Here is a 13,248-nt window from a genome sequence, read left to right on the forward strand (position 1 = left end):
CAACTCCACATATTAACCAGCGAAAAAAGAAAGTTGATTTCTTCTTTTTGATTTAGGATAAGAAAGATCCGTGCTTTATTAAGTTCTAAGCAGATCCAGAAATTCAGGTGGTTGTTTATCCCAAAGACTTAGAACATACCCCCCTCCTCCTGAACCTGTAGGCTTGACGGCTAATGCACCCTCAGCTATTAATCGGTTCATATGTTGCTGAAGACTCTCACTTACTAAACCCCATTGAAAAAAACAATCCCCCGCTTTTTCAATCGCATTAGTTAATGAAACTATTGCATCTACATTATTATTTTCTAAAGCATTTCTAGCTTCTTCTACAGCTTCAACCATTTGACGATCAATTTGTTCAGCTAATTTGGGGTTTATATCCCATAAGCTTTGTACTTGGTTAATACAATGAGAAGTAATTCCAATTTGTTTACATGAAGATAAAAAAAACTTGGGATATATTTTTTGTTGAAGAGGCTCCGTACTACCTGCTTTAAAATAGATCCCCCCTTCCGCAGCAACCCCTGCAATATCTAACCCACTGCTTTTTCCATGAAATAGATGTTCCAATTCTTTGGCAAAAACATCGCATTGGCTTAAATCTATCATTTTTTGCGCACAAAACCAGCGACTCATCGCAACACAAAGAGCAGCAGAAGCTCCCATTCCAGTACCAACTGGAATGCTACTCTCTATATGAAAATATCCTACAAGTTGATTTATAGAACGTCCTAATATTTGCATTCCGTGTTCCAGAACGCTCCAAAATAAAAGATGCATATCTGCACCACTACTTCCCTCATAATCAGCACCCAAAGTTGAGGCTGAAGCAGAATAACTTAAAGTTAATTTTTTTCCCTTAATTGGAAAGACCAATGCAGGATGACCTCTCACCACTGCATGTTCACCCGCCAAAATCCATTTACCATATGTAGTAGTTTCAAAATCAAAGAACATCATAATTACCTACTAGATAATCACGCTTGAATTCACGTGCTAAATCCTGTTGCTCTGAACGATATAATAGGTGTATATTTGGTCCAGCATCCATTGTAACTATTGGGCCATCACCATTCTTATCCCAAAAATCTTCCAAATGATGCAATAATTCTACGCTATTTTCTGTCATATAAGAAAATGGCTGCTCACAAGTATGAAATAAGCGATGCATATTTTGAAATTCATGCCAGCATATTTGATAAGCAGAAGCCCAGTTTTTAGACATTAGTGCGCTTAATAAAAGTTTTAAATGTTCTTCAGCCTCTTGCACGCGCGTTGTATAGAACGCACTTGTCTTTACACGCTTATGTGCCTCACTAGAAGGTACTTCCTTCTTTTTATTACTTACTACAATCCCCTGATAAATCAACTGTTCATAGGGCAACTCCACTGCCTGTACTTTGTCCTCTTGCCATAAAGCCCATGGCGAATAAAAAGATCGACACGAGGATCCTGAGCCTAAGCGGCTTAATTGGGATTGCTCATCTATAGAAGGCATAGGCTGTTGAGTCAGTTCGCTTAAAGCAATTGAAGCGCAACGGGTCAATGCTGCAAAACTTGAAGCAGAACTAGCCATACCACTACTATGTGGAAAATTATTACATGACTGTACTAAAAAACCACCTTCATAATCAAAATGCTTTTTTATCCGTTCCAAATGGTCAAGGAATTTTTTTTGCCCTTCTGGAGATATAACCAACTCATCAATCCCTCCTGGCACAATGAGAGGCTCCCAAATGTCTTTTTTCGAACTTAATTTTTCAAGTCTGACAGTACTGATGAGATTATTTAAAGTATAAGATAATGAAGAGTTAGCAGGAGCATTTGAACTCTCATCTTTTTTTCCCATATATTTGATTAAAGCAATATTAGCTGGGGCATGAGCAAGCCAATACATAATATTTCTCCTTGGGTATTTGGATCTGTTGACAATTGCTTTCCATTGTCTAGGTGTTGTGCTGCCGATTATTTATCTTTCTTACTCACTTACTTAAAATACAGCCATTCCACAAACATGGATGTATTTGTGCAAACAGATAATCTTCTATTTTATGCATAAAAACTCATTTAGCTGGGTAAACGGCGTTCCATTTCAAGTCCAGACTGTAATTCAAACTAAAAATTAAATTATTTATATTCATATTGTACGTAATTTTGAGCTTGCTAGTTGTGCCGTAGGTGTATTGGGATAGGCCCTAACTACCTGTTGCAGGAATTTTTTTGCTTCTGGCTTATTACCCTGTTCTGCATAGGCATAACCAACTTTTAGCATACTTGCAGCAGATTTGCTTGAGGTAGGAAATTGTTGTAACACTGTATTAAAATGTTCAATGGATTTTGAATAATCCTTTTTAACTAAATAAAGCTCCCCTAACCAATACTGGGCATTAGCGGTATACCCCCCTCTGGGATATTTTTGTACAAATACATTCATTGCAGTTATGGCGTCATCATAACGTTTATTCTTTATTAATTCATACGCAGCTAAATAACTAATTTGTTCGTCAGCTGGATTTGCACGGGACATAGGAACAGAAACCGGAGTGGTCGCCATTGTTGTCTTCGCTTCAGTTTTTTCTGCAGGTATACTGGTCTTGGCCTTAGAAATAGATTCCTTAGAACCCACATCAAGATTTATTGGTGGTTTACTCGATGTTAACTTAGAAGAACTATTTCCACTTAAGCGTGCATCTAAATCTTTATAAAAAGCCACTTGTTGTTGCTGTAAGAGCTTTAAATCATGAGCCTGCACTTCCAATTGACCTCTCAATTCTTGTATTTCTTGTTGTAAGCTTTGAACTTTATCAATTAGTTTTGCATTGTCAGTAAGATTGTTTTCTGAATCACTTGGATGATCATCTTTAGCAAGTGCAGGACCATCCTCATCTTGAGAATTATCGATAGTGTAATTCTCATTCTGTGCTAAATCAAATTGTCCACTTTCAATTTGAGGATCATCATATTTAGAACCAACAACAGGCGCTTCTTGCGCCTGTCCTTCAATAATCGCAAAATTTTCACTATCATCAACCACAGGTGCCTCTGACCAACCAGTCAAAGGGAGCATTAGTATAAAACCTGCAGCGATAATGTGTTTTTTGCAATAAATCATCTTGTTGCCTCATAAGTAAATTCTACACGTCGATTTTGTGCATGTGACGCGTCATCATGTCCTAAATTAATCGGACGCTCTTTACCATAACTCACAACGCGAACTTGTTGTCGGTTAACACCAGCCATACGTAAAATATCTGCTACTGTATTTGCACGACGCTCACCAAGAGCCACGTTATATTCACGGCTTCCACGCTCGTCAGTATGTCCAGCTAATAATACACGAGCACCAGGATGTGTTTTCAAATATTCAGCTTGAGCATTAACAGATGGCAAATATTTCGGAGCCAAATTACTATCATCATAAGAGAATAGGTATAATTGATTATGAGGTGCCTGAGTGGTATAAGACTCTCCCGGTTCTTGGCCAGCAAAATGGGTGAATTGTCCTAGGCCTTGAGCAGATGCCTCGCCTTCAGCCAAAGCGGCTCCGTCAGCACTACCTGGTGCTTTAGAACAAGCAGCCACTAATACAACGCTCGCTACAAGCAGACCTAATTTACATAATGATCTGGCTTTCATCCTCAATCTCCTCTTTTTTTTATTATTAGTTAGATTCCCATAAAGGGCTTATGGAGGCACATTGTACAATCCTTTTTATTTTTTGGCTACAGTAATTCCCTTGTCCTTTAGGCTGAATCATCCGACTTAATGCTCTATATGAGACACTACAAAATGAGCCAGTTCCGCTGTAAATTGTTGGGTTGCTTTATTAGCTGCAATCACACCACCATAGGGAGTATCACTTGGACACGGGACTCTTAAGTTAATGATGTGTGAACCTAATATTTTATTATCATTTACATGAGTTAAAACTATCTTCACTGAAAATTCTATAACACTGGGTTTTTTGAGAAAGTTTTGATTTAGAAAAAGAAGTTGCGTGTCTAATCGATAATCTGCACCTAAAGCATATGCATTAGAAGTGACTGCTTCAAAGAGATTTGTCTTTTGTAGGCTTTGCAAGATTAAGGGATAAAGCATATCAGCAGGAGGATTCACCCATGCATTTTTTGCAAAAGCGTCAAGCTCATAAGGTCTTTTTATATAAAGCATCTGTTCCGTTTGATAACCACCAGCAGCGTCAGGGGCTGTAACCAATAAAGTAATAGGCAGTGGTTTTTTAGCCAATTGTTTTGCACTAAAGGCACTTAATTGGTATTGATCTTTTACAGAAATTTTAACGGGTGAACATGCACTAAGTATCACAGCACTGAAACCCACAATACAAACAGCCAATTTATTCATTATTTATTCTCCAGGCCCGGGGTGTGGAGGTTTACTTCCACGAATTACTACCGCAGGATTTTGTCGCATTTCACTACTTACTTTTTCAAGGTTTGCCGAAATTACATTCAAGCGACGCAGTAAAATAGTTGCTGGTGGAAGTGATTCCTGGGAGATTTTATCGAGTGTATTTTTTCCTGAATTCATCGTTTTTGATACGCTATTCCCCGCTTTGCTTAAACTTTCAGCCATAAGATTGAATTTAGATATTCCCACTTTTAACTCCTCAAGCACATGTGGGAAATCACGGCTGGTTTTCGCGAGATTATCCATAAAGACATTCACATTTTTACCATTACCTGCAATATCTTTAGAGAAACTATCAATATTCGAAAGTATATGTTTTATGTGGTTCGCATTTTCTTCATTAAATATACGTTGCGCTTCGGTAGTCACGATACCCATATCTTCAGATACTTTTTTTAAGATGCTATCCAATTGATTAAAAACAGAGGGTTTTGAAGGAATAACTGGATACGGTTCATCAGGCATCTTTTTTATGGGAGTCAAATTGGAAGTACTTGCACTCAAACCAATGTAAGTTACCCCAGTAATTCCCTGAGAATTAAGAGTAGCAAAAGTACTTGTCGTAACGGGGGTTCCTTCTTCTATATCCAACAAAATTTCAACTTGCCTGGGATCATTTTGATTCAGTCTTATTTCTTTAACATAGCCAACTTGTACCCCATTGTATTTTACTGGCGCATCCTGAGTAAGGCCTGAAGCGGCTTCATGCATATAAACTGTATAAGTAGTATATTTTTTCTGATTAAAACCAATGGATAACCACAACATTGTAGTTATAAGTCCCACAAGCAATATGAGTACGACCACGCCCACTATGGTATAATTGGTTTTCGTTTCCAAAAATATTATCTCCAGTTAGACTTTGCTAAAATAGTCTGCGATTATTTTATGCTTATTTTTCATTAATTCTTTAATGGGTTCAATACTTAAAACTTTTCCATCACCAATAAAAGCTACGCGATCTGTGGTTCTTTTTAAAGATTCTATATCATGACTCACCATAACTATAGTAAGCTTTAACGAGTCTCTTAAAAAAACTATTAAATCATCAAAACGTCTTGCACTCAGCGGATCTAAACCCGTTGTAGGCTCATCCAGAAATAATAATTCGGGATCCATAGCGATAGCACGTGCTGCAGCTGCTCTTCTTTGCATTCCCCCACTCAATTCAGAGGGTAATTTTCCTGCTGCCTCTTGTGGAAGGCCAACCAGGGCAATTTTTAATAAAGCCAATTCATTCATAAATTCGTGTTCAAGATTAGTAAACTCTTGCATAGGAAACATCACATTTTCCAACACGGTCATTGACGAAAATAATGCACTATGTTGAAAAAGCATTCCCCAGCGACGACGAATAGCAAGTGCTTCCTGGGTATCCAGATGACTAATATCTTGACCAAATACCTTAATGTCGCCAGCTGTCGGCTTCATTAACATCAGCACACTACGTAATATTGTGGTTTTTCCGCTTCCAGAGCCACCGATAATGGCTAAGATTTCTCCTTTTTGCACATTTAGATCGACGCCGGAGTGCACCCATTGCCCACCAAGGTAGTTTTTCAGCCCTTTAATTTCAATAATGGATTCACTCATTTACCAATGCATCCGGCTGTATATAATTGAATAAATTGCATCAGCAATAATAATCAGAAATAGTGCTTGTACTACACTTTTAGTAGTTTGGCTTCCAATATTTTTTTCCGTCCCTGCTTCCACTTTAAACCCTTGAAAACAGCCCACCAAAGCAATTAACAATGCAAAAGCAGGTGCTTTGTAAAGCCCTAAATTCAACTGTGAAAGTCCAACGGAGTCTCTTAGTCGTTGCAAAAAGTCAATAAAATTAATGCCTAGCATATTATTGGACATAATCATTGAGCCTAAAATACTAAAAAGATCAGACCAAAAAATCAATAAAGGAAATGCAATCAATAATCCAATAACTTTTGGCAGCACTAATAACTCTGTGGGAGAGAGTCCCATAGTGAGCAGAGCATCCACTTCTTCATTCAATTTCATACTGCCGATTTGCGCTGTAAAAGCCGAGCTGGTTCGCCCAGCAACAATAATAGCCGTAATTAAAGGAGCAAATTCACGAAAAATAGCCATGCCTGATAAGTAAGCAATGAAGCTATTGGCGCCATATGTTTGAAGCTGCAATCCCATTTGATAGGCTAAAACAACCCCAATCAAAAAAGAAAGCAATGCAAGGATAGGTAAAGCGGTTACCCCAGTAGTATATATATTGGAAATGATACTTGGTAATTGAAAGCGTCGCCAATTACCAAATGCTTCAATTATTTTAGTAGTTAAATCACCAACTAAAACAAGAAGGCCATCTACTTGACGAAATTTATTTTCTGATTCTTTACCTAATTGGTAAAACATATTTTCTTTTGGCGGTGAAGGAATATGATAACCCAGAATATCTTTCTTTGATTTAATAAGCTCTAAAAGTTGCTGTTGTCTCTCGGTAAAGTCAGTTAGTTCAACTTGGTTTTTTCGTTGCTCTAACTTATCAATGCATTTCATCAATGCCAATGCACCAGCACTATCAAAGTGACTAATTCCTTCCCCGCTGATTGTTACTTTTTCTGTTTTAGGTAACTCATCAGCACTAAAGCGCTTCACCAAACTGTCAAGTTGTAACACAGACCAAACACCAGTACAGTGAAATCTGGTATTTTTTTTGTCAAAAGTGATTTGCGCGCTATTTTGTACCATAGTTATCTATTTTGAAAAATAATCCCAAGAATAATACGAATATTCTAGAAGAGCAAAAACTATGGACTATAGTATCATAATACTTGATCATTCTGATAGTTTATAGCGTTCTATGCCATGTTATAAATCCAGCATCGCCTGCACGCTGTATTTTACTTCCGTGAGGCGAAGCAATTTTTTTAAGATTGAGTTTCTTAAACAGTCACTGCGATTGCATTAATCGATGTACATAGATCCTCAACTTTTTTACCCGTATCAGTGGCAGGTTTAAGCCACGAAAATTGTCCTTTATAGAGCGAATATCCTGCTTGGGCAAATCCAACAGTAAAGATAAGCGCGGCTAAATTTGCTAAAAATGCTTTCCAACCTCGATGTTCCTGCAATATTTTTACATTGTCGTTATCTTCTTTTAAGATGCTTTGACTGTCGCATTTAAAAGCATCTAAATTTCCATCGTTGATGTATTGTTTGGCTAAACGAGAAATTTCGTTATAAATACTTTTAGCAGCCTCAGAGGCTTTTTGATATTTATCAGCTTGGGCTTGATTTCCTTTATTACGATTTTCTTCATATTTCGCTTCAAGCTCTTCCTGTTTTAGCTTGAAAGTTCTTAGATGAACTTTAACTTGTAAAAGATGTGTTTCTCTTTCTCTTTTAGTTCGAAGATCCAAAAGGTTTTCTTCTTCCGAACTCCATGTAATATTATCGACAATTTTTTGTCGGCTTCCTTCATAACTGCCTTCACCAAGTTCCATGTTTGGTATCTTTTGAGCTAAAACTACTTTATCGCCATCTAAATTTTGTGGCTCACTCATTAAATGCTCTTGTATTTGTTGTAATTTTACTTGCTCAGCAGACGAAGGATATTGTTTTTTGAGTTGTGCTTTTAATAGACTTATTTCTTCGTCCAATTTTATCAGTCGTTGTACGTGGTATTCCGTTAATTTAGAGGAAATGATAAAAAATTTTTTTCCCTTTTTTTCTTCATATTTTTTTAAACTCTTGGAAAATTCCTCATAGGATTCACATTTCTTGAATTGTTCAATAACTTCCAATCGTCTTTTTTCACCCAACATAAAAGATTTCATTTCAGCTTGAGCACGTTTTCCCATTTCATCTCCCTTAATCCAAAACATAAAGAGCGATTAATTTACACTGAACGCAAAAAAAATACCATAAATTTAAAATAAAATCATTTTATGCATTGTAATTTATTGTATTAAAAGAAATTTATTTTATATTTTTAAATGAAAACCATGGCATTATTGAAAATATATTCATGGAATGTCGTTTTAATGAGCTGCGGCTTGAAATCATCGAACATAACATTAATTTCATTTTCATTAAGAAAGGTCTTTAAAATGGCTTTACGAAAAAATAAATTGACTGTGGCTTATGTATTACCTAAGTAACATAAATAAAATCTAGGCTATAATACAACTAAATGATATAAGCGATGAGTTTTAAGTAGTTTGCTTCCCTATTTTATGATAAAATTATTTCATTTTTCGCAAAGACGTAAAAATTTAGGTATGCAAGACGACTACAGCCACTTTAAACAATGCAAAAACGACCTTATTAAACTTGGCGTTAGTGCCGGCTAACCAAGGAGAAAGCATGCCTCTATCTTCTAATACTGATGAACTATTCCGCGGATTCTCAAAACTTTCACGTGAAGAACGATTTAAACGATTATTAGCCCTAGGTGCAATCAATGCAGAAGACGTTGCATTTCTTAAAAACGGGGGTATAAAAGATTTAAACCTAGCGGATAAACTTATTGAAAATGTTATAGGCTACTTTCAGCTTCCTTTAGGTGTAGCAACTAACTTTAACATTAATGGGCAAGATTATGTTATTCCCATGGCTGTTGAAGAAACTTCTATTATTGCTGCTTTGTCTAAATCCGCTAAATGGATTAGACAATGTGGTGATATAAAAACATGGGTACAAGGTGAATGCATTTTAGGTCAAATTCAATTAGCTAAAGTTAAAGACTTCAACAAATTTTCTCAAATTTTTTATGAAAACCGTGCCTACCTAATTAGCAAAGCAAATAAAGATGTAGCAGAGAACATGGTAAAACGTGGTGGCGGTGTTGCTGATCTACAACTACGTCTACTCAAAAGAGAAGACGGCCAAGAAATGGTTGTTATCCATTTAACGATGAATAGCTGCGATGCGATGGGTGCTAATATCATCAATCAAGTCCTTGAATACTTAAAGTCACCTATAGAGCAGTTAACAGGTGAAGAAGTCACTATGTGTATTTTATCAAACTTAAACGATCAAAAATTAACTACAGCTCAAGTAACCATTCATAAAATTGATCCCGTACTAGGACAAAAACTTCAAGAAGCTTCTCTTTTTGCTGAAATGGATCCTTATAGAGCAGCGACGCATAATAAAGGAGTAATGAATGGAATCGATCCTGTCTTAATCGCAACAGGAAATGATTGGCGAGCAGTAGAGGCAGGAGTTCATGCTTATGCAGCGCGTAACGGGCAATATCAAGCGATAACGCGTTGGCGTTATGAAGGTGAGACCCTCACTGGCCAACTGACCGCACCTATTATAGTAGGTACTATAGGTGGAGTTACATCGCTCCATCCTACTGCTCAGATGTGTTTACGAATGATGAACATTGCTTCTGCAAACCAACTATCTCAAGTTATCGCCGCGGTAGGCCTGGTACAAAACTTAGGAGCAATTAAAGCGTTATGTACAGAGGGCATTATTCAAGGTCATATGAAACTTCACATTGATAATTTACTTCTCGCTGCAGGAGCTAACGAAAGTGAGATACCTCTTCTTAAAGAGCATTTACAAAAATGGCTTGCTTTACATAAACGGATCAGCTTGAATAACGCTCATGATTTATTGGCGAAAATTAGACAAACTCCAATCGCAGTATGAAATGGCTAGTTCCTGCAAAAACATTTCTATTAGGTGAATATGCTGCTATAGCTGGGGCCTCAGCAATTCTTATCACTACTTCGCCTTGTTTTAAGCTTATCTTAACCTCTAAAAACAACAAATTATCAGAAATTCACCCTCAATCTCCAGCAGGAGTTTGGTGGCAACAACAACACTTAGAGCAAGGTTTAATCTGGAACGATCCTTATGCAAAACAAGGGGGATTAGGAGCATCCAGTGCGCAATTTGTAGCAAGTTATTTAGCAAGTTGCTTCCTCAAAAAAAGAAACCTAATTTAGAAGACATGCTCAATGCTTATTATAAAGTATCATGGACAGGAACAGGGCTAAAGCCTAGTGGGTATGATGTTATAGCGCAAGCACAAGAAGGTTGCGTCTTTGTTAATAAACAAAAGGGAATTATTCAATCCTATAGGTGGCCTTTCCAAGAGCTATCTTTTTTCCTTATTCATACAGGAATAAAACTAGCGACACATCATCATCTGCAAACCACCACCCTACCTGATCAAATTGACTATTTATCTGCTTTAGTTGATGAGGCTAAACTGGCATTTGAACAAGCTGACACCACAAAATTAATTGCTACTATTAATGATTATCATAAAAAGCTAGTTGAATTGAATTTAGTAGCGGAACACAGTTTAAATTTGATAAATCGACTTAAGGAATATACTGAAATACTTGCAATCAAAGGTTGTGGTGCTTTAGGTTCAGACATTATCTTAATCGTTACTGCAAGTCATAAAGCTGAAACTCTTGAAAATCGCTTAAAAATGAACCATTGCACAATTTTAGCTTCTGAAAAAAACATCTATTTTACAACTGAAAAATCAACGAGCTCATCCCGTTTTTGTTGAAATTTTACCCTTAGAAATCAAAATAAAGCCACAGAAGCAACAAAAATGCGAGAAACATGATAAAAAGACTTGAAATTCTATGCTAATCCGGTATGATTCGAGCCTCTTTCAGGGCCGTTAGCTCAGGTGGTAGAGCAGGAGGCTTTTAACCTCTGTGTCATAGGTTCGAATCCTATACGGCCCACCAGTTTTATAGTATAGTTTAAAATGTTTTAGCTCTTGAGGGCCGTTAGCTCAGGTGGTAGAGCAGGAGGCTTTTAACCTCTGTGTCATAGGTTCGAATCCTATACGGCCCACCATTTTGGTTTCCACATATTAACCAAAAAAAGCAGTAAAAAACGCATTAAATCCTACCCCATTGCGCTCGTAGCTCAGCTGGATAGAGTACTTGGCTTCGAACCAAGGTGTCGGGGGTTCGAGTCCCTCCGAGCGCGCCATTTAAAATCAAGCACTTAGCTTCAAAATTTGACCTAGAAACCAAGTTGCGGTGACGAAAACGGGCTCATCCCCAAATCCGGGGGCACTAATCAAGAACACAAAACCTTAACCCTTAATCTGTAGTTTTCAAAATTTCTAAACCCATAAGCACGTCTTTGAATCAGCTTCATCTTGCGATGGAAACCTTCTGTAATGCCATTGTTTTTAGTAAACCGCCACATTCTAACCACTTCTTCCCGCCATTGATATAATGTTTTACCTAGAGTCTTTAGTGATTCGAAATGACTTTCCTTCAGACTGGTAACGAGTTTAAGAAAGAGAGGGATTAAACGCGTACACTGTTTTGCGGTACGATGTTTTCGCATGAGTAATCGATGTAATCGCTGTTTAAAGTAATATATTGCAGCAATGACAGGCTGTTGTTGCAAATAACGCTCTCGTCTATTGAGCCGCTTTACAGTGAGGTTATTAGGATTGGTTCTCAATGCGGCCAAGAGACCTCGCTGATATTTCATTTCAGGGTCAATCTGCTGATAAGTCTGTAAACAGAATTGGTTCAATAAACGAATCACATGAAAGCGATCGGCAACAATCATCGCATTGGGAAAGTAACGCCTGATTAACTTGCGGTAACTGGAGCTTAAGTCAATACAAACTACCTGTACCTTATCTTTTCCTTCTAACGTGTTGAGATAGCCTTCTAAATCCTTTTCTGAACGCCCCTCAACCACATCAAATATTTTGTGTTTGGCCAAGTCACAAAAGGTTGTGGCATAACCTACTTTCCTATTGAATGAATGCTCATCCAGACCAAGAACTCTTGGGCAAGAACGATTTAATATCTTTTTATGACGAAGCTCATAGCCGTAATGATACCAGCGCTCTACAGTGGATTTACCCAGCTTTAAATCACGTGCTAAATCCTTTTGACTCACTCTTTTGCTATGGTAGTGAAACACCTGCTTTCGTAAACTCTCGCTGGCTCTTTGGTATTTACCTATCCCCGGGAAACGCTGATTAAAATAGCGACCACACGCAGGACAATAATACTTATGAGCCTTGATACACAAGTAACTGCGACGCAGTCCAATCGACTCATGGCGGATTCGCCTTATGAAACTGTCTTTTTTACGTAACTTCTTATTGCCACAATAAATACAGCGAACAACACAACGATAAGTGACTTCGATATAAACCGGGTTCTCTCCACTCACCTTTTTAATAGAATATCCCGGCAAATTTAGGATACAATCTTTCTTAGGCATTTTAATCTTCCTTTTGACTGTCAAATCAAAGGCTTAGTCTAGACTAACTTGATTAAAATGCCCCTTTATTTGGGGTAGAGCCCAAATCATGCCAACGAAAATTATCTATTCCTGCATGATCTAACGCCTTTCGCCATGCTTTAGTATTACATTGCCGAATTTGTTTGTCCTGATAAGTAAACACATAATCCGTATGTAAACCTCGACGTCTTTTAAGAATAGCTAATGCTTTCCCCTGTTCCTGGCTTCCCATACTTAACTACGTTCACCCCTTCACATTCAGCACATATTACTTCAACGACCGCCACAACTAACTCCATGAAAATTCCAGAATAATAATACATCTACAGTTTTAAAGCATTACCGAGCTTTCAGTATCTCGGATAGACCTGTGGACCCTGTGAGTAAGCTATGACACATGGAAATTATATTTTTTAGAAACGATTTTTCTGTGTCCAAAATACACGTTCGCTGAAGTCAAGTATCCAAGAGTGTAATAATAGCTGGAAATACTCAATCCGAGTAGCATGAGCTGCTCTTAGATTGTTATTTCTGCACCACTATCAATCAAAAGGCGCTTTTCATCTATTGTGGTCATCACAC

The 13,248-nt window shown here is 37.5% G+C and carries 12 protein-coding genes, 3 tRNA genes and 1 pseudogene; 5 read left to right on the forward strand and 11 right to left on the reverse strand.

Features of this window, described 5'->3' with window-relative positions; all coding sequences use genetic code 11:
- Positions 1 to 78: 78 nt before the first annotated feature.
- The 9 genes from EL220_RS10665 to EL220_RS10705 form a co-directional block, all read right to left on the reverse strand.
- Positions 79 to 957 carry a mevalonate kinase family protein gene (locus tag EL220_RS10665; RefSeq protein ID WP_027271199.1) on the reverse strand — a complete coding sequence of 293 codons (879 nt, stop codon included), beginning with the start codon at positions 955 to 957 and terminating at the stop codon, positions 79 to 81.
- Positions 947 to 1,897 (reverse strand): diphosphomevalonate decarboxylase, encoded by a 951-nt coding sequence (locus tag EL220_RS10670; RefSeq protein ID WP_027271198.1) that lies wholly within the window; start codon positions 1,895 to 1,897, stop codon positions 947 to 949. Before EL220_RS10670 ends, EL220_RS10665 begins: the two co-directional genes overlap by 11 nt.
- A gap of 240 nt (positions 1,898 to 2,137) precedes the next feature.
- On the reverse strand, positions 2,138 to 3,112 hold the full coding sequence (gene ybgF, locus EL220_RS10675) for a tol-pal system protein YbgF (RefSeq protein ID WP_027271197.1): 975 nt from the start codon (positions 3,110 to 3,112) through the stop codon (positions 2,138 to 2,140).
- A complete protein-coding gene (pal, locus tag EL220_RS10680) occupies positions 3,109 to 3,636 on the reverse strand; it encodes a peptidoglycan-associated lipoprotein Pal (RefSeq protein ID WP_027271196.1) in 528 nt (175 codons plus the stop codon). Before pal ends, ybgF begins: the two co-directional genes overlap by 4 nt.
- 126 nt (positions 3,637 to 3,762) lie before the next feature.
- Positions 3,763 to 4,362 carry an ABC-type transport auxiliary lipoprotein family protein gene (locus EL220_RS10685; RefSeq protein ID WP_027271195.1) on the reverse strand — a complete coding sequence of 200 codons (600 nt, stop codon included), beginning with the start codon at positions 4,360 to 4,362 and terminating at the stop codon, positions 3,763 to 3,765.
- Positions 4,363 to 4,365: 3 nt separating this feature from the next.
- Positions 4,366 to 5,268 carry an MlaD family protein gene (locus EL220_RS10690; RefSeq protein WP_027271194.1) on the reverse strand — a complete coding sequence of 301 codons (903 nt, stop codon included), beginning with the start codon at positions 5,266 to 5,268 and terminating at the stop codon, positions 4,366 to 4,368.
- A 15-nt stretch (positions 5,269 to 5,283) separates the two neighbouring features.
- The gene (locus EL220_RS10695; RefSeq protein ID WP_027271193.1) at positions 5,284 to 6,021 is read right to left on the reverse strand and encodes an ABC transporter ATP-binding protein; all 738 of its coding nucleotides are present in this window, start codon (positions 6,019 to 6,021) and stop codon (positions 5,284 to 5,286) included.
- Entirely contained in the window at positions 6,022 to 7,149 is a 1,128-nt protein-coding gene (locus EL220_RS10700) for an MlaE family ABC transporter permease (protein WP_027271192.1), read from the reverse strand.
- A 194-nt stretch (positions 7,150 to 7,343) separates the two neighbouring features.
- A complete protein-coding gene (locus EL220_RS10705) occupies positions 7,344 to 8,261 on the reverse strand; it encodes a hypothetical protein (RefSeq protein WP_027271191.1) in 918 nt (305 codons plus the stop codon).
- 505 nt (positions 8,262 to 8,766) lie between these two features.
- On the opposite strand from EL220_RS10705, the gene EL220_RS10710 reads away from it, so the two are divergent.
- The 5 genes and pseudogenes from EL220_RS10710 (at position 8,767) to EL220_RS10730 (ending at position 11,379) form a co-directional block, all read left to right on the forward strand.
- On the forward strand, positions 8,767 to 10,065 hold the full coding sequence (locus EL220_RS10710) for a hydroxymethylglutaryl-CoA reductase, degradative (RefSeq protein ID WP_027271190.1): 1,299 nt from the start codon (positions 8,767 to 8,769) through the stop codon (positions 10,063 to 10,065).
- Positions 10,062 to 10,942, forward strand: a pseudogene (locus tag EL220_RS10715) (mevalonate kinase family protein). The gene EL220_RS10710 and the pseudogene EL220_RS10715 overlap by 4 nt, the downstream one beginning before the upstream one ends.
- A 111-nt stretch (positions 10,943 to 11,053) precedes the next feature.
- Positions 11,054 to 11,129 (forward strand) — tRNA-Lys (locus EL220_RS10720).
- A gap of 36 nt (positions 11,130 to 11,165) precedes the next feature.
- Positions 11,166 to 11,241: transfer RNA gene (locus EL220_RS10725), tRNA-Lys, on the forward strand.
- A 61-nt stretch (positions 11,242 to 11,302) separates the two neighbouring features.
- Positions 11,303 to 11,379: transfer RNA gene (locus tag EL220_RS10730), tRNA-Arg, on the forward strand.
- A gap of 90 nt (positions 11,380 to 11,469) precedes the next feature.
- Here the strand turns inward: EL220_RS10730 and EL220_RS10735 are convergent.
- Together EL220_RS10735 and EL220_RS10740 are read right to left on the reverse strand one after the other, a co-directional pair.
- Positions 11,470 to 12,645, reverse strand: a complete 1,176-nt coding sequence (locus EL220_RS10735) for an ISL3 family transposase (RefSeq protein ID WP_128130886.1) — start codon at positions 12,643 to 12,645, stop codon at positions 11,470 to 11,472.
- Positions 12,646 to 12,697: 52 nt separating this feature from the next.
- On the reverse strand, positions 12,698 to 12,898 hold the full coding sequence (locus EL220_RS10740) for a hypothetical protein (protein ID WP_027272375.1): 201 nt from the start codon (positions 12,896 to 12,898) through the stop codon (positions 12,698 to 12,700).
- Positions 12,899 to 13,248 lie beyond the last annotated feature (350 nt).

The organism is Legionella sainthelensi (genome assembly GCF_900637685.1).
GTDB classification, from domain to species: domain Bacteria; phylum Pseudomonadota; class Gammaproteobacteria; order Legionellales; family Legionellaceae; genus Legionella; species Legionella sainthelensi.

What these genes read in the sequence shown, in the direction of transcription:
- ybgF (WP_027271197.1), bottom strand. Translation starts at nt 3,112, where the DNA reads ATGATTTATTGCAAAAAACACATTATCGCTGCAGGTTTTATACTAATG.
- EL220_RS10685 (WP_027271195.1), bottom strand. Translation starts at nt 4,362, where the DNA reads ATGAATAAATTGGCTGTTTGTATTGTGGGTTTCAGTGCTGTGATACTT.
- pal (WP_027271196.1), bottom strand. Translation starts at nt 3,636, where the DNA reads ATGAAAGCCAGATCATTATGTAAATTAGGTCTGCTTGTAGCGAGCGTT.
- EL220_RS10740 (WP_027272375.1), bottom strand. Translation starts at nt 12,898, where the DNA reads ATGGGAAGCCAGGAACAGGGGAAAGCATTAGCTATTCTTAAAAGACGT.
- EL220_RS10670 (WP_027271198.1), bottom strand. Translation starts at nt 1,897, where the DNA reads ATGTATTGGCTTGCTCATGCCCCAGCTAATATTGCTTTAATCAAATAT.
- EL220_RS10705 (WP_027271191.1), bottom strand. Translation starts at nt 8,261, where the DNA reads ATGGGAAAACGTGCTCAAGCTGAAATGAAATCTTTTATGTTGGGTGAA.
- EL220_RS10665 (WP_027271199.1), bottom strand. Translation starts at nt 957, where the DNA reads ATGTTCTTTGATTTTGAAACTACTACATATGGTAAATGGATTTTGGCG.
- EL220_RS10735 (WP_128130886.1), bottom strand. Translation starts at nt 12,645, where the DNA reads ATGCCTAAGAAAGATTGTATCCTAAATTTGCCGGGATATTCTATTAAA.
- EL220_RS10700 (WP_027271192.1), bottom strand. Translation starts at nt 7,149, where the DNA reads ATGGTACAAAATAGCGCGCAAATCACTTTTGACAAAAAAAATACCAGA.
- EL220_RS10695 (WP_027271193.1), bottom strand. Translation starts at nt 6,021, where the DNA reads ATGAGTGAATCCATTATTGAAATTAAAGGGCTGAAAAACTACCTTGGT.
- EL220_RS10710 (WP_027271190.1), top strand. Translation starts at nt 8,767, where the DNA reads ATGCCTCTATCTTCTAATACTGATGAACTATTCCGCGGATTCTCAAAA.